The 18371-nt window shown below is 71.7% G+C and carries 17 protein-coding genes and 1 pseudogene; 11 read left to right on the top strand and 7 right to left on the bottom strand.

From position 1 onward, the window contains the following. Positions 1-32: 32 nt before the first annotated feature. The 3 genes from AC3ANR_RS15500 to AC3ANR_RS15490 all read right to left on the bottom strand — a co-directional run bounded on the left by AC3ANR_RS15500 (position 33) and on the right by AC3ANR_RS15490 (position 4986). On the bottom strand, positions 33-335 hold the full coding sequence (locus tag AC3ANR_RS15500) for a hypothetical protein (RefSeq protein WP_488289002.1): 303 nt from the start codon (positions 333-335) through the stop codon (positions 33-35). A gap of 84 nt (positions 336-419) precedes the next feature. Continuing rightward, positions 420-1295 carry a hypothetical protein gene (locus AC3ANR_RS15495; protein ID WP_488289001.1) on the bottom strand — a complete coding sequence of 292 codons (876 nt, stop codon included), beginning with the start codon at positions 1293-1295 and terminating at the stop codon, positions 420-422. Between the two features lie 112 nt (positions 1296-1407). Continuing rightward, positions 1408-4986, bottom strand: coding sequence for an indolepyruvate ferredoxin oxidoreductase family protein (locus tag AC3ANR_RS15490; RefSeq protein WP_488289000.1), 3579 nt, complete (start codon positions 4984-4986; stop codon positions 1408-1410). 208 nt (positions 4987-5194) lie between these two features. Here AC3ANR_RS15490 and AC3ANR_RS15485 point away from each other — a divergent pair, with 208 nt between their 5' ends. Both AC3ANR_RS15485 and AC3ANR_RS15480 read left to right on the top strand, forming a co-directional pair. Beyond that, positions 5195-5701 carry an Lrp/AsnC family transcriptional regulator gene (locus AC3ANR_RS15485; RefSeq protein WP_488288999.1) on the top strand — a complete coding sequence of 169 codons (507 nt, stop codon included), beginning with the start codon at positions 5195-5197 and terminating at the stop codon, positions 5699-5701. A gap of 85 nt (positions 5702-5786) precedes the next feature. Next, positions 5787-6680: an alpha/beta fold hydrolase gene (locus AC3ANR_RS15480; protein WP_488288998.1), complete on the top strand. Its 894-nt coding sequence runs from the start codon at positions 5787-5789 to the stop codon at positions 6678-6680. A gap of 202 nt (positions 6681-6882) precedes the next feature. Here AC3ANR_RS15480 and AC3ANR_RS15475 read toward each other — a convergent pair whose 3' ends face one another. Continuing rightward, the gene (locus AC3ANR_RS15475; protein WP_488291825.1) at positions 6883-7395 is read right to left on the bottom strand and encodes a fasciclin domain-containing protein; all 513 of its coding nucleotides are present in this window, start codon (positions 7393-7395) and stop codon (positions 6883-6885) included. Positions 7396-7658: 263 nt separating this feature from the next. Here AC3ANR_RS15475 and AC3ANR_RS15470 point away from each other — a divergent pair, with 263 nt between their 5' ends. Next, positions 7659-8258: an RNA polymerase sigma factor gene (locus tag AC3ANR_RS15470; protein ID WP_488288997.1), complete on the top strand. Its 600-nt coding sequence runs from the start codon at positions 7659-7661 to the stop codon at positions 8256-8258. 8 nt (positions 8259-8266) lie between these two features. After that, positions 8267-8995, top strand: a complete 729-nt coding sequence (locus tag AC3ANR_RS15465) for an anti-sigma factor (protein WP_488288996.1) — start codon at positions 8267-8269, stop codon at positions 8993-8995. A 33-nt stretch (positions 8996-9028) separates the two neighbouring features. On the opposite strand, the gene AC3ANR_RS15460 is transcribed toward AC3ANR_RS15465, so the two are convergent. Together AC3ANR_RS15460 and AC3ANR_RS15455 are read right to left on the bottom strand one after the other, a co-directional pair. Beyond that, complete coding sequence (locus AC3ANR_RS15460; protein ID WP_488288995.1) at positions 9029-9850, bottom strand: hypothetical protein; 822 nt, start codon at positions 9848-9850, stop codon at positions 9029-9031. A 95-nt stretch (positions 9851-9945) separates the two neighbouring features. Then, complete coding sequence (locus tag AC3ANR_RS15455) at positions 9946-10512, bottom strand: GNAT family N-acetyltransferase (protein ID WP_488288994.1); 567 nt, start codon at positions 10510-10512, stop codon at positions 9946-9948. Positions 10513-10666: 154 nt separating this feature from the next. Here AC3ANR_RS15455 and paaA point away from each other — a divergent pair, with 154 nt between their 5' ends. From paaA to paaZ, 7 genes and pseudogenes are all read left to right on the top strand, one after another. Further along, a complete protein-coding gene (gene paaA, locus AC3ANR_RS15450) occupies positions 10667-11671 on the top strand; it encodes a 1,2-phenylacetyl-CoA epoxidase subunit PaaA (protein ID WP_488288993.1) in 1005 nt (334 codons plus the stop codon). Positions 11672-11792: 121 nt separating this feature from the next. Beyond that, complete coding sequence (paaB, locus tag AC3ANR_RS15445) at positions 11793-12083, top strand: 1,2-phenylacetyl-CoA epoxidase subunit PaaB (RefSeq protein ID WP_488288992.1); 291 nt, start codon at positions 11793-11795, stop codon at positions 12081-12083. Between the two features lie 54 nt (positions 12084-12137). Beyond that, positions 12138-12911, top strand: a complete 774-nt coding sequence (gene paaC / locus AC3ANR_RS15440) for a 1,2-phenylacetyl-CoA epoxidase subunit PaaC (protein WP_488288991.1) — start codon at positions 12138-12140, stop codon at positions 12909-12911. 5 nt (positions 12912-12916) lie between these two features. Further along, the gene (gene paaD, locus AC3ANR_RS15435; RefSeq protein ID WP_488288990.1) at positions 12917-13420 is read left to right on the top strand and encodes a 1,2-phenylacetyl-CoA epoxidase subunit PaaD; all 504 of its coding nucleotides are present in this window, start codon (positions 12917-12919) and stop codon (positions 13418-13420) included. 76 nt (positions 13421-13496) lie between these two features. Next, positions 13497-14603: a 1,2-phenylacetyl-CoA epoxidase subunit PaaE gene (gene paaE / locus AC3ANR_RS15430; RefSeq protein WP_488288989.1), complete on the top strand. Its 1107-nt coding sequence runs from the start codon at positions 13497-13499 to the stop codon at positions 14601-14603. Between the two features lie 92 nt (positions 14604-14695). Then, a pseudogene (locus tag AC3ANR_RS15425) lies at positions 14696-15313 on the top strand (TetR/AcrR family transcriptional regulator); the annotation flags it as partial. A 128-nt stretch (positions 15314-15441) separates the two neighbouring features. After that, the gene (paaZ, locus tag AC3ANR_RS15420; protein ID WP_488288988.1) at positions 15442-17490 is read left to right on the top strand and encodes a phenylacetic acid degradation bifunctional protein PaaZ; all 2049 of its coding nucleotides are present in this window, start codon (positions 15442-15444) and stop codon (positions 17488-17490) included. 32 nt (positions 17491-17522) lie between these two features. Here the strand turns inward: paaZ and AC3ANR_RS15415 are convergent, their stop codons facing one another. Continuing rightward, positions 17523-18368 (bottom strand): endonuclease/exonuclease/phosphatase family protein, encoded by an 846-nt coding sequence (locus tag AC3ANR_RS15415; protein WP_488288987.1) that lies wholly within the window; start codon positions 18366-18368, stop codon positions 17523-17525. Positions 18369-18371: the final 3 nt, after the last annotated feature.

Below are 18371 nucleotides of genomic sequence, written 5' to 3'. Positions count from 1 at the left end.
GGGCCGCGGGGCCTGCCCGCGCGCGCGAGGGGTCAGGAGCGGGGAGCGGGGCGCAGGGTGTCCGGCTCGGGCGTGCCGGATTCGAGCACGGCCCAGTCGCTCAGGCGCGCCTGGCGGCGGGCCAGCTTGCGTTCGCTGCGGGCGATGACGCCTTGCAGGGCGGCGCTGGCGGAGTCGTACGGGCCGGCCGCCACCTTGCGCAAGGCGGGGCCGGATTCCCAGACGCAGGCGGGGCGGCGGACGCAGAGCTTGGCGTAGCCGTAATGCCCGTCGCTGCCCACCAGCGTGTAGCAGGCGAGGTAGTAACCGAACACGGGACCGGCGATTTCTTCCACGCGGGCGAGCTTAAGGACCGGCCCCGGTCCTGCGCGATCCGGCAAATGGCCGATGGCGGGGAGAACCGGCTGGCCCTGCCGCCGCTACACCCCCGCCCGCAACTGCTCGCAGGACGTCGCCAGGCAGCGCTGCAGCGCGCGTTCTTCCTGGCGCAGCTTGTCGCAGCCGACGATGCAGCGCTGCAGGTCGGCGCGCAGCTGCGCGTCCTGCTGCTGCGCGGGATCGACGTCCAGCTGCCAGTTGCTGTCCTGGGCGGCCTCGAGCAGGCGCAGCACCGATTGCTCCCAGGCGCTGTGGCGGGGCTGGAGCACCTCGTCGATCTCCTGGACCAGCGCGCGGCGCAGCGCGAGGACATGCTCGGCGAGCACGCAGGCCTCCTCGACCGCGCGGCCCGCCGCATGCAGCCGGCGCACGCGGGTGCCCAGCGCGTCGGCCTTGCCCGCCAGCGAACGCAGGGTCTCGAGGCCGGCGCTGTCACCGTCGGCCGGCCGCCGCAGGCGCAAGTCCGCCCACAGGTCGACGAGCCACTGGTCCGCGTGCCGCAGCACTTCGTGCAGCCGCTGCTGCTCCATGCGCAGTTCGACGATCGCCCGCCGCACGCCCGGGTCGTTGCCCTGCAGCCAGGCCGCGAGCTCGCCGGCCAGGTCGGCCGTCTTGTGGGCGGCGCGCGCGGCCGCCTGCCACGGCCCCTGGAAGCCGCTGAGGTCGCCGTCGCGCTCGACGATCACGCCGTAATCGAGGTTCACCACGGCCGAGTCGAGCGTGCGCAGGGCATCGGCCAGCTGGTTCGCATGGCGGTCGTAGGCCCGCGCCCCGAGGTCGACCGACACCTTCAGCAGGCAATCGGTGTGCGGCGCCGCCATCTTCTCGAGCAGCTGCTCGAGCCAGGAGGCCAGCACGCCCGCCGCCTGGCGCTGCGCCGGATCGGTCGCGACGGGGGCGGATTTCCCGGTGGCCATCACGCGTGGCCGGCCGGTCCGGCGAAGGGATGGCGGGCGCGTCCGGGGGGCATGCGCACACTGTAACAGCGTGTTGCAAGGCCGGCCCGTTCGCCGCGCCGGAGCGGCGGGTTCAGGCCGACGCGGTGACGCGAATGCCGCGCAGCTGGCCGGCCTGCGGCACGCGCTCGGGACGCGGGTAGGTCTCGGGGTCGAAGCGGTGCAGCAGTTCGGCCTCGCGCGCGCGGGCGAGCGCCACGTTGGCGAGCTTCACGTGCCCGAAGCCGCGCATGGACAGCGGCAGCGCCGCGATCTCGCCGGCCACCTTCAGCCGCTCGGCCGACAGGGCGGGCAGCAGCGACTCGATGCGGTCGCGGTACTGGCGCACCAGCGCGCGCTCGAGCCGGCGCTCCTCCGTGTAGCCGAACACGTCGAACACCGTGCCGCGCACGCGCCGGCCCTGGGCCAGCACCTTCATCAGCGGCATCATCCAGCCGCCCAGGCGCACCTTGCGCGGCGCCTGCCCGTTCCTGGCCCGCGAGAGGATGGGCGGCGCCATGTAGAACTCCAGCTGCGGGTCGCCCTCGAACTGCTGGCGCAGCGTGCGCTGGAACTCGCCGTCGGTGTACAGGCGCGCGACCTCGTACTCGTCCTTGTATGCCATCAGCTTCAGCAGCGACTGCGCCACCGCGCGCGTGAAGGGCAAGGTGGGATCGGCGCCCAGCGACGCCTCGCGCACCCGCACCCGGGCGACGAAGTCGGCGAAGCGCCGCGCATACGCCGCGCCCTGGTAGCCGGTCAGGTGTCGCAGGCCGCGCGAGACGATCGCCTCCAGCGGCTCGACGGCGGGGGTGGGCTGCGCCGGCGGCTCCTGCAGCAGCGCGGCGACGGCCTGCGGATCGGCGGCCGCGAGCCGGCCCAGCGAGAAGGCGAGCTTGTTGTTCTCCACGCCCACGCCATTGAGCTCGATGGCGCGCAGCAGCGCCGCCGCGCCCACGGGCACCAGGCCGCGCTGCCAGGCGTAGCCGAGCGCGAGGATGTTGGAGACGATGGAGTCGCCCAGGAACGCCTCGGCCAGCGCCTGCGCATCCAGCGTTTCCACGCGATCGGCGCCGGCGGCAAAGCGCAGCTTCTCCAGCAGTTGCGGCACCTTCAGGCTCGCATCCGGGTTGCGCAGGCTCTCGGCCACCGGCACCTCGTGCGTGTTGGCCAGGACCCGGGTGCGGCCGTGGCGCACCGTGGCCAGCGAGTCGGGCGAGGCGCCCACCACCAGGTCGCAGGCGAGGATGGCGTCGGCCTGCTGCGTGTCGATGCGCACCTGGTTCAGGCGCGCGGGCACGTCCGCCAGCCGCACGAAGCTCAGCACCGAGCCGCCCTTCTGCGCAAAGCCCATGAAGTCCAGCACGCTCGCGCTCTTGCCCTCGAGGTGCGCGGCCATCGTGATCAGCGCGCCCACCGTCACCACGCCGGTGCCGCCCACGCCGGTGACCAGCAGGTCGTACGGGCCGGTCCAGGCGTGCGCGGCCGGTTGCGGCAGCGCGTCCACGCGCTGCATGAAGTCGGCCGTGCCGCCGGCCAGCGCGCCGGCGCGCTTCTTCAGCTTGCCGCCCAGCACGCCGACGAAGCTGGGGCAGAAGCCCTTGGCGCAGGAGTAGTCCTTGTTGCAGCTGCTCTGGTCGATCTTGCGCTTGCGCCCCAGCGGCGTCTCCTGCGGCAGCACGGCGACGCAGTTGCTCTGCACGCTGCAGTCGCCGCAGCCTTCGCAGACGCGGTCGTTGATGTACAGGCGCCTTGCCGGATCGATCAGCTCGCCCTTCTTGCGGCGGCGGCGCTTCTCGGCCGCGCAGGTCTGCTCGTAGATCAGCACCGTGACGCCCGGCATCTCGCGCAACCGGCGCTGCACGGCGTCGAGCTCGGCGCGATCGTGGAACTCGGTGCCGGCGGGAAAGCGGCCATGGATCGCGTCGTACTTGGCGATGTCGTCGGAGAGCACCACCACCTTCTTCACGCCCTCGGCTTCGACCTGCCGCGCGATGCCGTCGACGGTGATGATCCCGTCCACCGGCTGGCCGCCGGTCATGGCCACCGCGTCGTTGAACAGGATCTTGTAGGTGAGCGTGGCCCTGGCCGCCACCGCCTGCCGGATCGCCAGGTAGCCCGAGTGGTAGTAGGTGCCGTCGCCCAGGTTCTGGAACACGTGCGGCACCTTGGTGAACATGGCGTGCGAGACCCAGTCCACGCCCTCGCCGCCCATCTGGATCAGGCCCTCGGTGTCGCGGTCCATCCAGCTGGCCATGAAGTGGCAGCCGATGCCCGCCTGCGCGTGCGAGCCCTCGGGCACCCTGGTGCTGGTGTTGTGCGGGCAGCCGGCGCAGAAGTAGGGCAGGCGCTTGACGCTGTCGCTGGCGTTGGACAGCAGCTCGGGCAGCGTGAAGTCGCGCACCAGGTGGCGGCGATCCAGGTCGGCGAAGTGGCCGGCCAGCCAGTTGGCGACGATCTCGATCAGGCGCGACGGGCGCAGCTCGCCCAGCGCGGACACCAGCGGCGCGCCCTGCGCGTCGGTCTTGCCCACGATCACCGGGCGTTCGGCCGCGTTGTAGAACATCGCGCGCAGCTGGTCCTCGACCACCGGGCCTTTCTCCTCGATGACCAGCACCTCCTTCAGGCCGCGCGCGAACTCGCGCATGCGCGTCGGCTCGATGGGGTAGGTCAGGCCCAGCTTGTCGATCCGCACGCCGTGCTGCGCCAGCGTCTCGGGCGAGATGTCGAGCCGGCGCAGCACCTCCATGAAGTCGTAGTGCGCCTTGCCGGCCGTGACGATGCCCACCGTGGCGCGCTCGCTCGCGACGACGTGGCGGTCGATGCTGTTGATGCGCGCGAAGGCACGCACGGCGTCCAGCTTGGCGTGCAGGCGCTGCTCGATCACCAGCGAGGGCAGGTCGGGCCAGCGGTAGTGCAGGCCGCCGGCGGGGGGCGTGTAGCCGGTGAGCCGGCGCACGGTGTCGCCGTCCTGCCAGGTGGCCACGCGGGCGTTGACCAGGTCGAGGTCGACGGTCGAGGCGCTCTCCACCACTTCGGACAGCGCCGTGAAGCCCACCCAGTTGCCCGAGAAGCGCGAGAGCTGCCAGCCGTACAGGCCGAACTCCAGGTACTCCGCCACGCTGCCCGGCGACACGATGGGCGCGTGCCAGGACTGGAACGCCTGGTCGCTCTGGTGCGGCATCGACGACGACACGCAGCCGTGGTCGTCGCCCGCCACCATCAGCACGCCGCCGTGCGGCGAGGCGCCGTAGGCGTTGCCGTGCTTGAGCGCGTCGCCGGCGCGATCCACGCCGGGGCCCTTGCCGTACCACATGGCGAACACGCCGTCGCAGGTGCGCTCGGGGTCGGCCTCGACGCGCTGGGTGCCAAGCACCGCCGTGGCGCCCAGTTCCTCGTTGATCGCGGGCAGGAAGCGCAGCCCGGCTTCCTCGAACTTGCGGCCGGCCTTCCACACCGCCTGGTCGACCATGCCCAGCGGCGATCCCCGGTAGCCGCTGATGAAGCCGCGCGTGTCCAGGCCGGCCGCGGCATCGCGCTGGCGCTGCATCAGCATCAGGCGCACCAGCGCCTGCGTGCCGGTGAGGAAGATCGCGCCGCCGCCGGCCCACAGGCTGTCGCTGAGCTGGTAGTCGGGGCGGGCGAGGGTCGTGGGCGTCGCAGTGGTGTCCATGGCTTTGTCTCCGTGTGCCGTCATGCCGGGCTCGATCCGGCATCCGGCGACGGCCGGACGATCGAGCGCAGGCCTCCATCGCGGGTCGCGCCCGCCATGACGGCTTCGAGGGGTCAGCGTACCCGCGGTAAGCGGAAATGGGCTTCTTTTCTCCCGACCTGCGGCCGGTGCGGGAGAATGCGGTTCTCCAAGAACGCACTTTCGAAGAATGGACGAACTCGATCGCCACGACGTGCTGCTGCTCGCCGAGCTGCAGCGGGATGCGCGCCAGACCGTGCAGCAGCTCGCCGCCGCCGCCGGCCTGTCGAGCACGCCCTGCTGGAAGCGCGTCAAGGAGATGGAGGCGGCCGGGATCATCCGCGGCTACACGGCGCTGGTGGACCGCGAGCGCGTGGGCCTGTCGCTGTGCGTGCTGGCCGAGGTGAACCTCTCGCGCCACAACGAGGACGACGTGCGCCGCTTCGAGCAGGCGGTGGCCGCGTGCCCGCAGATCGTCAGCTGCTACGCGACGACCGGGCAGGCCGACTACGTGATCAAGGTGCTGGTGCCGGACATCAAGCGCTACGAGAGCTTCCTGCACGACACCATGTTCAAGCTGCCCGGCGTGACCCACGTGCGCTCGAGCGTGGTGCTCAAGGAAGTGAAGTCGGAGGCGCGGCTGCCGCTGGACGTGCCGCGCGCCAAACCGGCACCGGCCAGGCGCGCGCGCAAGTGACCGCCTGCCGGCGGCCGGGGCTGGTCCCCTTGCCTGCAGGTGCCGTGCGCGCCGACACTCGCGGCTTTCTGGAGGAGCCCGCGCCATGAGACTCTTGCGCGCCGCCATCGTCGCTGCCTGCCTGGCTCTGTCGGGCGCCGCCCGCGCCGACGTCCCCTTCACCCAGGGCGACGTGGACGTGGGCGGGGACGTGAAGATCCACTACGTCGAAGGCGGCGACCGGACCGCCGCGACCACGCTGCTGTTCGTTCCGGGCTGGTGCATGTCCGGCGCCGTGTGGCGCCAGTCCATGGAGGCGTTCGCCGGCTCGGCCCGCGTGGTCGCCATCGATCCGCGCTCGCAAGGGATGTCCACGGTCACGGTGCAGTCCAACACGCCCGAGCAGCGGGCCCGCGACCTGCGCCGCGTGATGGAGGCGCTCGCACTGCGCGACGTGGTGCTGGTGGGCTGGTCGCAGGGCGTGCAGGACGTGGCCGCCCACGCCGCCGCCTTCGAGGGCGCGGGCGTCGCCGGCTATGTCCTGGTCGACGCGGCCGTCGGCGCCGGTCCCGCCGCCGCGGTGGCGCGTCCGCAGGAGCTGCAGCAGCAACTGGAGCGGATGGCCATGTACCAGCGCTACCCGCGCGAGTACCTGCGCGGCATGCTGAACGCCATCATCCGGTCGCAGCAGGGGCGCGAGCGCATCGACGAGTACGTGGCGACGGGCCTGCGCACGCCGCCGGACCTGGGCGTGGGCATGCTGCTGGCGGACTTCATCACGGTGGACCGGCGCCCGGCGCTGGCCAAGTTCAACCGGCCCACGCTGGTGGTCGCCGCGGCGGACGCGGGCGACCTGCAGGCGCAGCGCGAGATGGCGGGCGCGATCGCGGGAGCCAGCCTGGAGACGGTGGCCGATGCGGGCCATGCCGTCTTCCTCGACCAGCCGCAGCGGTTCCAGCAATTGCTGGCGGGCTTCCTGCGGCGGCTGGGCAAGTCCTGAGCGCGGCGCCTGCGGCTCCCCGGGTCGATGGGCAGGGCCGCGGGCGCGCGTGCGGACCCGGGCACGCCTGTGGCCCGGGGCGCGCGTTGCTGTCATCGGCGAAAGCCGGGACCCAGGTCCGCGCTTGTCGTGGCCGCGGAGCTGGATTGCGGGTCGGGCCCGCACTGACGGTGTTGCGGGTCGGGCCCGCAATGACGTCGCCTCAACCCGGCAGCAGCACCTTGTCCACCACGTGGATCACGCCGTTGGACTGGCCGACGTCGGCGATCGTCACCTTGGCCATGCCGCCCTTCGCGTCCGTGATGACGACGTCGCTGCCCTGCATCGACGCCGTCAGCGTGCCGCCGCTCGCGGTCTTGAGCATGGCCTTGCCGCCGCCGGCGCGGATCTGCCGCGCGAGGTCGGCGGCGTCGATCCTGCCGGGGACCACGTGGTAGGTCAGCACCTTGGTGAGCGTTGCCTTGTTCTCGGGCTTGAGCAGGGTCGGCACCGTGCCGGCGGGCAGCGCGTCGAAAGCCATGTTGGTCGGGGCGAACACCGTGAAGGGGCCGGGGCCCTGCAGCGTGTCGACGAGCCCCGCGGCCTTCACGGCGGCGACCAGCGTCGTGTGGTCCCTGGAGTTCACCGCGTTGTCGACGATGGTCTTGCTCGGGTACATCGGCGCGCCGCCGACCATCCTGGTCTTCTCGGCGCCCATGGGGGCGGCGCCCGTCATGGCGGAATCGGCCGGGCCGGTGCCGCCGTTGCGGCCGGCGTAGGCCATGTCCTGGCCTTGCATGCTGCCGCAGGCGGCCAGCAGGGTGGCGGCGCTGGCGGCCGCGGCGAGTGCGATCTTCTTCATGGACTTCTCTCCGGTTGGGTTGCGGGCGGATGCGGTCGCTCCGCCCTGCACCGGATACGCGGGCAACCAGCCGCGTGGATTCGCCCATTCCCCACATCCAGCCCGGGATTGCGCGCGTACCCCGACAATCCAGCCCCATGAACGACGAGTCCCAGGCCCTGCTGATCGCTCTTCTCGAGCGCATCGCGCACCCCGACGTCACGCCCGCGCGCCGCACCGACGCGGAGGCCGCGTTGCGCGAGCTGTACGACGTCGCGGGCGGCCGCCTGTACGCGGTGGCGATGCGCGTGCTGGGCAACGCGGAATGGGCCGAGGACGTCCTGCAGGACACCTTCCTGCAGGTCTGGCGCAGCGCACAGGACTACCGGCAGACGCTGAGCCCGCCGATGGCCTGGCTGGGCCTCATCGCGCGCAGCCGCGCGCTCGACTTCCTGCGCCGCCGCGCCAGCGAGCGGCTGCACAGGACGGTGGAACTGGACGATGCGCTGGGCGAGACGCTGCCGGGCGATGCCGCCGATCCGCTGGATTCGCACGACGCGAGCGAGCACGCGTTCGCGCTGCGCGAGTGCCTGCGCAAGCTGGAGCCCAGGCACCGGGAAGTGGTCAGCCTGGCCTACTACCGCGACCTGAGCCACGGGGAACTGGCGCAGCAGCTGAAGCTGCCGCTGGGCACCGTGAAGACCTGGGTGCGGCGCGGGCTGGAGCAGCTGCGCGCGTGCATGGGCCGCTTCGCCTGAGGACGGCCATGGACATCCTGCGCCATCCCGACCTCATCGACCGCCTTGCCGCCGCCTATGCGCTGGGCACGCTGCGCGGTGGCGCGCGCCGGCGCTTCGAGGCGGTTGCCCGCCAGAGCCCGGCGGCCCGGGCGCGGATCATCGTGTGGCAGGAGCACTTCGCCGTGATGGCCGAATTGCAGCCGGCGCGCTCGCCGGGTGCGGCCACGTGGAAGCGGATCGAAGCGGCCATCCAGGCCGAGTCACCGCGCACGCAGCCAGCCGGACCGGTGCAGGAGGCCCCCATGCTGACCCGTTTGCGCCGCCATCTCGCGTGGTGGCGTGGCGCCGCCGCAGCCGCCGCGGTGGCGGCCGTGGCCGCGGTCGCGGTCACCGTGCAGTTGGCCGACCGGCCCGAAGTCCAGTACGTCGCCGTGCTGCAGGACGAAGCGCAGAACGCGTCGGTGCTGGTGACGTTCGATGCCGCGAAGCGGACGCTCACGCTCAAGCGGGTCGGTGGCTACCAGGAAGCGGCGGACCGTTCGCTGCAACTGTGGGCCCTGCCGCCCGGGCAGGCGCCGCGGTCGCTGGGTGTGCTGCAGGGGCGGCCGGTGGTCAAGCTCACGGCCGGCTCGCGCGAGGTGACGACCGCGCCCGCCCTGGCGATCAGCCTCGAGCCCAAGGGCGGCGCGCCGGCGGGCAGCGGCCCGACCGGCCCCGTGCTGTTCAAGGGTGCGCTGTTGCAGACGACGCTCTAGCCCGTCCGCCGACGAGGGCGGACCGCAAGGACGTCATCTGGCGCTGAAGTAATCCTGCACCGCGTCCCACGCGGCCTGCTGCAGCAGCTTGGCCGTGTCCGGCGGCAGGCCGGCGGTGTAGGTGGCGCCGACCGGGCTCTTGCGGAACAGCGTCGCGTAGCTCGCGCAACTGGCGAGGTAGGTGCCCGCCACGCTGGGGTGGCGCTTGTCCGGCTGGTACAGCTCGAGGCCGCCCTGGCGCGAGATCGCCTTGGCGAACGCCAGCCCGGCGGGGATCACCACCAGGTCGTTGTCGTTGCCGGCGCGCGTGTACTGCTCGGCCAGCTGCTGGGTCATCTCCGGCTTGTCCTTGTAGGCCCAGGACATGAACAGCACGGGGCGGATGCCCTGCTTGCGCAGGATCTCGACATCCTTGCGCACGGTGTCGTGGAACGCCCGCTGCAGCTGCGGATGGACCGGGCACTGGCTGCAGTCCATCATCACCACCGTGTCGTACTGGCGCGCCGGCGGGTTGAAGCGGATCTCGTTGTCGCCGACGAAGGAGTAGCGACCGATGCCGTTCGGGCGCACCAGCGACTCCATGTCGTGCCAGTCCAGGCCCGAGCCGCTGATGGTCACGGAGGTGCTGCGCACCCCCGGCTTCTCGCCCAGCGATGCCACCAGCTGGCCGAAGTGGTTGTGCATGCTGTTGTTGTAGTAGAAGAAGCTGTTGCCCACCCACAGCATCGACTCGGGCCGGGCGCCGGGGTCGGTGCGCTTGGGCGCGGCCTGCGCCGGGGCGACGGCGGGGGCCAGCAGGGCCGCGAGCAGCGGCAGCAGCGCCAGCAGGCGGCGCCATGGGGTGAACGTCTTCATGCCTTGTCTCCTGGGGTGTCGTTGGTGGCGCGACGAGCTTAGCCGTTCCGTGCCGAAAGCGGCACCCGGGCGATGCCGATGCGAGCCGGCAGCCGTCAGTCCGGCGCGCGCGGCGCCGCGGCCAGCTGCTTGTGGAAGTACGTCGTGCTGCACGGCACGCCGTCGGGCATCAGCGCGTAGTTGGGGATCGTGCCCACGCGCTGCCAGCCGCAGCGCTCGTACAGGCGCTCGGCGTCGCCACCCGTGACGGTGTCCAGCACCAGCACGGTCTTTCCCTCGGCGCGCGCGTGCGCGTCCACGGCCTCCAGCAGCCGTTGCGCCAGGCCGCGGCGGCGCGCGCGGCGGTGCACCAGCATCTTGGCGACGTCGGCCCGGTGGGGCTGGTTCTCGGGCTGCCCGACCACGAGCTGCACGGTGCCCGCGATGCGCCCGGCCTCGTCCTGCGCGACCAGCAGGATGCGCTCGCCGGCAGCGACGCCCTCGGCCACGCGCTGCCAGAACGACTCGGCCGTCGCGCGTGCCATCGGCAGCATGAAGCTCACCGACGCGCCACCCTCCACGCAGTCGAGCAGCACGTCGGCCAGGGCGGGCACGCTCACCGCCGCTTCCGCAGCCGCCAACCGGCGGATCCGGAAGGCGCCGTCCGCAGTCTCTGGTTTCACTGGCTCATCTCCACTCCCCGGCACGGTCCTCGTGCCCGACAGCGCCGATGCTAGCAACGGGGCAGGCGACGCCCCTCGAGGTTGCACGGGTGCGGCGGTTTGTCTATGATCGACCAATCGGTCGGCAATACGGCGCGCGACCCAAGGAGACGGCATGTACACGCAGGCGATGGACACCATGGGCAAGGACGACGGGCAGAAGGCCCTGCGCTCGACCGACGAAGTGCGGCTGCAGGAGCGCTTCGACGAGCGCATCGACGCCGGCGAGTTCATCGAGGCCAAGGACTGGATGCCCGAGCACTACCGCAAGACGCTGGTGCGGCAGATCAGCCAGCACGCGCATTCGGAGATCGTGGGCATGCTGCCCGAGGGCAACTGGATCTCGCGCGCGCCCACGCTCAAGCGCAAGGCGATCCTGCTGGCCAAGGTGCAGGACGAGGGCGGGCACGGGCTGTACCTGTACTCGGCGGCCGAGACGCTGGGCACCTCGCGCGACCAGATGCTGGAGGCGCTGCACACGGGCAAGGCCAAGTACAGCTCGATCTTCAACTACCCCACGCTCACCTGGGCCGACGTCGGCGTGATCGGCTGGCTGGTGGACGGCGCGGCGATCATGAACCAGGTGCCGATCTGCCGCTGCTCGTACGGGCCGTATGCGCGCGCCATGATCCGCATCTGCCGCGAGGAGAGCTTCCACCAGCGCCAGGGCTTCGAGTCGCTGCTGACGATGATGGACAAGGGCACCCAGGCGCAGAAGGCCATGGTGCAGGACGCCGTCAACCGCTGGTGGTGGCCCTCGATCATGATGTTCGGCCCGCCGGACGACCAGTCGCCCAACTCGGCGCAGTCCATGCGCTGGGGCATCAAGCGCGTCTCCAACGACGAACTGCGCCAGCGCTTCATCGACGCGACGGCCGAACAGGCCAAGGTGCTGGGCGTCACGCTGCCCGACCCCGAGCTGAAGTGGAACGAGGAGCGCCAGCACCACGACTTCGGCCGCATCGACTGGGACGAGTTCTGGAACGTGGTCAACGGCAACGGCCCCTGCAACAAGGAACGCCTGGCCGAACGCGTCAAGGCCTGGGACGACGGCGCCTGGGTGCGCGAGGCCGCGCTGGCCTATGCGGCGAAGCAGGAGCCGCAGCAGCTGGCGGCCTGAAATCGATTTCTCCTTCCCCCCTCCGGGGGAAGGCCGGGATGGGGGCTGGGGGCCGCCGCGGGCGTCGCGTGCGCCCCCACCCCAACCCTCCCCCAGGGGAGGGAACGCTGAAGGAGCAAGCATGAGCACGAACACCGAATGGCCGTTGTGGGAAGTCTTCGTCCGGTCCAAGAGCGGACTGGACCACAAGCACTGCGGCAGCCTGCACGCCGCCGACGCGAAGATGGCCATCCAGATGGCGCGGGACGTCTACACGCGGCGGCAGGAAGGCACGAGCGTGTGGGTCGTGCGCTCCGACCACATCGTGGCCAGCGACCCGGGCGAGAAGGACATGTACTTCGACCCGATGGAGGACAAGGTGTACCGCCACCCGACCTTCTACAAGCTGCCCGGCTCCGTCGACCATATGTGAAGAACATGGACCCGATCGCCCGCCGCGACCCGTTCAACCTTGGAAGCCACTGACATGCAGTCGTCGATCTCCGTCAAGGACGACCCGTCCGTCCAGTATCTGCTGCGCATCGGCGACACGGTGCTGATCCTGGGCCAGCGCATCGCCGAGTGGACCGGCCACGCGCCGGTGCTCGAGGAGGACATCGCGCTGGCCAACATCGCGCTGGACCTGATCGGCCAGGCGCGCGCGGTGCTCACGCACGCCGGCGTGGTCGAGGGCGCGGGCCACGACGAGGACCAGCTGGCCTTCCTGCGCGACGAGCGCGACTACCGCAACGTCACGCTGGTCGAGCTGCCGCGCGGCGACTTCGCGGTCACCGTGCTGCGCAACGCCATGATGGCCACCTTCCTGCGCCTGCTCTGGGAGCGGCTGAAGGAGTCGAGCGACCCCGAGCTGGCCGCCATCGCCGGCAAGGCCGTCAAGGAAGCGCGCTACCACCAGCAGCACTCGGCCGACTGGGTCGTGCGGCTGGGGCAGGGCACCGACGAATCGCTGCGCCGCCTGCGCGCGGCCCTCGACCAGCTGTGGCGCTACGGCGCCGAGCTGTTCGACGAGGACGCCGTCGACGAGCATGCCGCCGCCACCGGGCTCGGCCCGCGCTGGGGCGACCTGGCCGACGCCTGGGATGCCGAGATGGCGGGCCTGCTCGGCGAGGCCGGGCTCGAGGTGCCCAAGGCCACGCCGTTCCGCTCGACCGGCAAGCGCGGCGTGCACAGCGAGCACATGGGCTTCATCCTGGCCGAGATGCAGACGCTGCAGCGCAGCTTTCCCGGCGGCGTGTGGTGACGGCCATGGCCACGGCCGAACGCGTCGCGCGCGCCTGGCAGGTGCTGGGCACCGTGCTCGATCCGGAGGTGCCCGCGCTGTCGGTGTGCGACCTGGGCATCGTGCGCGACGTGATCGACCATGGCGCGGAGCTCGAGATCGTGCTCACGCCCACCTACTCCGGCTGCCCGGCCACCGAGGTGATCGAGCAGAGCGTGCTCGGCGCCCTGCAGGCCGAGGGGCTGGGGCCCGCGCGGGCCACGTTGCGGCGCGCGCCGGCCTGGACCACCGACTGGATCAGCGACGAAGGCAAGCGCAAGCTGCGCGAGTACGGCATCGCGCCGCCCGGCCCCACGCTGCCCGACGCCGGCGTGCCGATCCGCATCGTGCGCCGGCAGCCGGCCGTTGCCTGCCCGCGCTGCGGCAGCACCCACACCGAGCGCACTTCGGCCTTCGGGTCCACCGCCTGCAAGGCGCTGTACCGCTGCCTGGACTGCCGCGAGCCGTTCGAGTACTTCAAGCCGCTATGACGACGAGCCCTGTCATGCCGCATCCAGCTGCGGCGGCCCGGCCGGGCGCCGGACCGGATGGCGAGTCCAGCCCGCGATGACAACGACGAGTGCCATGAACACACCTCTCTTCCATCCCCTCAAGGTCCGTTCCGTCCAGCCCGACACGCAGGAGGCGGTGGTCGTCGCCTTCGACGTGCCCGAGGACCTGCAGCCCGTGTTCGGCTTCACCCAGGGCCAGTACCTCACGCTGCGCAAGGAGATCGACGGCCAGGACCTGCGGCGCTCCTACTCGATCTGCGCCGGCGTCGACGACGGCGAACTGCGCGTGGGCGTGCGCAAGGTCAAAGGCGGCGTGTTCTCCAACTGGATCAACGAGAAGCTGCGCCCCGGCGACACCATCAGCGTGATGGCGCCACAGGGCCGCTTCTTCGTGCCGATCGAGCCGGGCGCGCGGCGCCACCACCTGGGCATCGCGGGCGGCAGCGGCATCACGCCCATCCTGTCGATCATGAAGACGGTGCTGGCGCGCGAGCCCGCCAGCGAGTTCACGCTGATCTACGGCAACCGCAGCCTCAAGTCCACGATGTTCAAGGAGGAGATCGAGGACCTGAAGGACAAGTACATGACGCGGCTGGTGCTGCACCACGTGTTCTCCGACGAGCACACCGATGCACCGCTGAACATGGGCCTGGTCAACCGCGACAAGATCGGCGACTTCCTGCGCACGGTGGTGCCGGCCGGCCGCATCGACCATGCGTACGTCTGCGGGCCGTTTCAGATGAACGACGAGGCCGAGGCCGCGCTGCTGGCCGCCGGCGTGCCCGAGGACCGCATCCACATCGAGCGTTTCGGCGTGCCCCAGCAGGCCGCCGGCGAGGTGGGGGCGGTGATGCACGAGCCGCAGCCCGGCGACGCCGAGCAGGCCAGGGTGGTGATCATCCGCGACGGCCTGCAGCGCGAGATCGTCTTCACCAAGGACCAGCCCAGCATCCTGGACTGCGCGTCCGCCGCCGGGCTGGAGGTGCCGTTCTCGTGCACTTCGGGCGTGTGCGGCACCTGCCGCGCCAAGCTGGTGGAAGGCCGAGTGCGCATGGAGCGCAACTTCGCGCTCGACAAGGCCGAGGTCGCGGCCGGCTTCGTGCTCACCTGCCAGGCCCACCCGCTGACGGACCGCGTGGTCCTGTCGTTCGACGAGCGCTAGCGGCATGCCGGCCCCCACGCTTGACACTTCGTGGACTGCGCTGCCCCACGAGGGGGCTTCAGCCGCCTTCGGACGGCCGTGCGGCGGCTGAGATGGGCCGCGGCCGCCACGCAGGCTATGACGACCAGCGCGAGCTGATCCTCGCGCGCGCCGCGCACCTGTTCGCGGTGCGCGGCTACTCGGCGACCTCGATGAACGAGGTGGCCGAAGCCTGCGGGTTGTCCAAGGCGACGCTGTACCACTACTACCGCGACAAGTACGCGCTGCTGTTCTCCATCGCCGACTCGCACGTCGAGCGGCTGCAGCGCATCGCGCGCGAGGCCGCCGCCGAGGCGCCGCAGCCGCAGGCCCGCCTGCGCGCGCTGATCCGCCGGCTGGTGGAGGAATACGCCGACGCGCAGGACGCGCACTGGGTGCTCACCAGCGAGGTCCGCTTCCTCGAGCCGGCCGACCGCCGCCGGGTGCTGGACCGCGAGCGCGAGGTTGTCGCCGCCTTCGCCGACGTCGTGGGCGCGTTGCGCCCCGACCTGAAGGAGGTGGCGCTGGCCAAGCCGCTGACCATGCTGCTGTTCGGCATGGTCAACTGGATGTTCACCTGGATGCAACCCGGCGGCGCCCTGGACCACGATGCGATGGCGCCGATCGTGGCCGACCTGTTCCTGGGCGGCCTGGGCGCGGTGCGCCAATCCCCTTCCCCCGCCGGCGAAACGGGTTCGGCGCCTCCCCCCGCCGGGGGGAGGTCGGGAGGGGGGCGCTCCGGGATGCGCCGGACCGCCGCGCGCCCCCAACCCAACCCTCCCCCGGAGGGGGAGGGGGCACAAGACAAGGAGACGACGACATGACCACTCCCATCCTGCAAAGCTACATCGCCGGCCGCTGGGTCGGCCGCGAGGCCGGCCAGCTGCTGCGCAGCGCCGTCAACGGCCGCCCGGTGGCCAGCACGCACGGCGACCGGCCCGACTTCGCCGAAGCGGTGCAGCACGCCCGCCGGGTCGGCGTGCCCAACCTGCTCAAGCTCGACTTCCAGCAGCGCGCCGAGCGGCTCAAGGCGCTGGCGAAATACCTCGCCGAGCGCAAGGAGCAGCTGTACGCGATCTCGGCCCACACCGGCGCCACGCGCACCGACGGCTGGATCGACATCGAGGGCGGCAGCGGCACGCTGTTCTCGTACGCCGGCGTGGGCAGCAACGAGCTGCCCTCGGGCAACGTGCTGCACGAAGGCCCGGCGATCCCGCTGGGCAAGAAGGGCTCCTTTGCCGGCACGCACATCCTGGTGCCGCGCGGCGGCCTCGCCGTGCACATCAACGCCTTCAATTTCCCGATCTGGGGGTTGCTGGAGAAGTTCGCCCCCAGCTTCCTGGCGGGGGTGCCCTGCATCGGCAAGCCGGCCACCTCGACCAGCTACCTCACCGAGGCGGCGGTCCGCCTGATGGTCGAGTCCGGCCTGCTGCCCGAGGGCAGCCTGCAGCTGGTGATCGGCGGCACCGGCGACCTGCTGGACCGGCTGGACGGCGCCGACGTCGTCACCTTCACCGGCTCGGCCGACACGGCCGCGAAGCTGCGCGTGCATCCCAACCTGGTGCGCCATTCGATCCCGTTCAACGCCGAGGCCGACTCGCTCAACATGGCGGTGCTGGCGCCCGACGTGACGCCCGACGACGAGGAGTTCGACCTGTTCGTCAAGGAGGTGGCGCGCGAGATGACCGTCAAGGCGGGGCAGAAGTGCACGGCCATCCGCCGCGCCATCGTGCCGCGCCGCCACGTCGACGAGGTGGCCAGGCGCCTGAAGGCGCGGCTGGCCAAGGTCGTGGTGGGCGATCCCGCGCTCGAGGACGTGCGCATGGGCGCGCTCGCCTCGCTGGACCAGCAGCGCGACGTCGCCGAACGGGTGCAGGCGCTGCTGCAGAAAGCCGAGCTGGTGCACGGCGAGCGGGACGGCTTCGCGCCGCGCGGCGACGGTGTGGCCGAGGGCGCGTTCTTCGCGCCGACGCTGCTGCTGGCGCGGGACCCGCTGGGCGACGATGCGGTGCACGACATCGAGGCCTTCGGGCCGGTGAGCACGCTGATGGCCTACGAGGACCTGGACGAGGCGCTGGTGCTGGCCGCCAAGGGCAAGGGCAGCCTGGTGGGTACGCTGGTGACCAAGGACCCGGTGACGGCGGCGCGCTTCATTCCCGCCGCGGCGGCCACGCATGGCCGGTTGCTGGTGCTCGACCGCGAAGCCGCGGCCGAGTCGACCGGGCACGGCTCGCCGCTGCCCCTGCTCAAGCACGGCGGACCCGGCCGCGCGGGCGGCGGCGAGGAGCTGGGCGGCTTGCGCGCGGTCAAGCACTACCTGCAGCGGGCGGCCGTGCAGGGCTCGCCCACGATGCTGGCGGCCGTCACCGGCGAGCACGTGCGCGGCGCCCGCGTGCGCGAGAGCGAGCTGCACCCGTTCCGGCGCCACTTCGAGGACCTGCAGATCGGCGACTCGCTGCTGACGCACCGCCGCACGGTGACGGAGGCCGACATCGTGGCCTTCGGCGGCATCTCCGGCGACTACTTCTACATGCACTTCGACGAGATCGCGGCGCGCGAGAGCCCGTTCGGCAAGCGCATCGCGCACGGCTACCTCGTGCTGTCGGCGGCGGCCGGCCTGTTCGTCTCGCCCGCGCCCGGGCCGGTGCTGGCGAACTACGGCCTGGACACGCTGCGCTTCGTCAAGCCGGTGGGCATCGGCGACACCATCCGGGCCCGCCTGACGGCCAAGCGCAAGATCGACCGCAACAGGAAGGATGCCAAGGGCGTCGGCCAGGGCGTCGTCGCCTGGGACGTGGAGGTCACCAACCAGGACGGCGAGCTGGTCGCCAGCTACGACATCCTGACGCTGGTGGCCAAGCGGGGCTGACGGGTCGCGGCGCCCGGGGAAGCGGCGGCGCCTCAGCCGATCTCGACGAACACCGGCTGGTGGTCGGACACGCGCGTGGCGCTGTCGATCTCCAGCCGGCGCACCTGGCCCTGGAGCGCGTCGCTCACGAACACGAAGTCGCACGCGACCGGCTCGGGGCCGTACGTGCGGTCGTACAGGCGGAAGGTCGGCTGGTGCGGCGCGGCGCCGTGCAGCAGCCGCCAGCTGTCCCACAACCGGCCGTGCGCCGTCGGCTGCGTGATGGCCGCGTACTCCGGCTCGGTGGCTTCGAGGTTGAAGTCGCCGCAGAGGATGGCCCGGTCGGTGTGCGCCTTGGTCTGGAACGGCGAGCCGTCGTCGCTGGGCTCGGGCGGCGCGGCCGCCTGGCCGCTGGCCTGGGCGTGCAGCTCGCGCAGGGCGATCGCCTGCGCCATGCGCTGCGGCTTGGAATAGAACTCCAGGTGCGTGGTCATCACGCGCACCGGGCCGAGCTGCGGGTCGCGCACCGTCACCACGGTGCACATGCGCGGCATGCTGCGCAGGCCGCCATCGGCCGGGTAGGGCAGGGGATGGTGCTGGACCTGGGCCACGGGCAGCCGGGTGGCGATCAGGTTGCCGAACCGCTGCCGCTGGCCGTCGGGGCTCCATTCGTCGACGGCCGCCCCGAAGAAGAGCTGGAAGCCCGGCAGCAGCTGCGCCAGCAGGGCGGGCTGGTCATGGCCGGCGTCGCCCGCCAGCCGGGGGTAGTTGACCGCGATCTCCTGCAGGCACAGGACGTCGAAGTCCGCGAGCGCGCGCGCGCCCTCGACGATGCGCCGCGGGCTGACGACGCCGTCCAGCCCGCAGCACCATTGCGTGTTCCAGGTGACGAGTTTCATGGG

This window comes from Ramlibacter sp. JJN2-2R, from assembly GCF_057747835.1.
This window is presented reverse-complemented; position numbering and strand designations above follow the sequence as displayed.

What these genes read in the sequence shown, in the direction of transcription:
- AC3ANR_RS15495 (WP_488289001.1), bottom strand. Translation starts at nt 1,295, where the DNA reads ATGGCCACCGGGAAATCCGCCCCCGTCGCGACCGATCCGGCGCAGCGC.
- AC3ANR_RS15490 (WP_488289000.1), bottom strand. Translation starts at nt 4,986, where the DNA reads ATGGACACCACTGCGACGCCCACGACCCTCGCCCGCCCCGACTACCAG.
- AC3ANR_RS15485 (WP_488288999.1), top strand. Translation starts at nt 5,195, where the DNA reads ATGGACGAACTCGATCGCCACGACGTGCTGCTGCTCGCCGAGCTGCAG.
- AC3ANR_RS15480 (WP_488288998.1), top strand. Translation starts at nt 5,787, where the DNA reads ATGAGACTCTTGCGCGCCGCCATCGTCGCTGCCTGCCTGGCTCTGTCG.
- AC3ANR_RS15475 (WP_488291825.1), bottom strand. Translation starts at nt 7,395, where the DNA reads ATGACGGGCGCCGCCCCCATGGGCGCCGAGAAGACCAGGATGGTCGGC.
- AC3ANR_RS15470 (WP_488288997.1), top strand. Translation starts at nt 7,659, where the DNA reads ATGAACGACGAGTCCCAGGCCCTGCTGATCGCTCTTCTCGAGCGCATC.
- AC3ANR_RS15465 (WP_488288996.1), top strand. Translation starts at nt 8,267, where the DNA reads ATGGACATCCTGCGCCATCCCGACCTCATCGACCGCCTTGCCGCCGCC.
- AC3ANR_RS15460 (WP_488288995.1), bottom strand. Translation starts at nt 9,850, where the DNA reads ATGAAGACGTTCACCCCATGGCGCCGCCTGCTGGCGCTGCTGCCGCTG.
- paaA (WP_488288993.1), top strand. Translation starts at nt 10,667, where the DNA reads ATGTACACGCAGGCGATGGACACCATGGGCAAGGACGACGGGCAGAAG.
- paaB (WP_488288992.1), top strand. Translation starts at nt 11,793, where the DNA reads ATGAGCACGAACACCGAATGGCCGTTGTGGGAAGTCTTCGTCCGGTCC.
- paaC (WP_488288991.1), top strand. Translation starts at nt 12,138, where the DNA reads ATGCAGTCGTCGATCTCCGTCAAGGACGACCCGTCCGTCCAGTATCTG.
- paaD (WP_488288990.1), top strand. Translation starts at nt 12,917, where the DNA reads ATGGCCACGGCCGAACGCGTCGCGCGCGCCTGGCAGGTGCTGGGCACC.
- paaE (WP_488288989.1), top strand. Translation starts at nt 13,497, where the DNA reads ATGACAACGACGAGTGCCATGAACACACCTCTCTTCCATCCCCTCAAG.
- paaZ (WP_488288988.1), top strand. Translation starts at nt 15,442, where the DNA reads ATGACCACTCCCATCCTGCAAAGCTACATCGCCGGCCGCTGGGTCGGC.
- AC3ANR_RS15415 (WP_488288987.1), bottom strand. Translation starts at nt 18,368, where the DNA reads ATGAAACTCGTCACCTGGAACACGCAATGGTGCTGCGGGCTGGACGGC.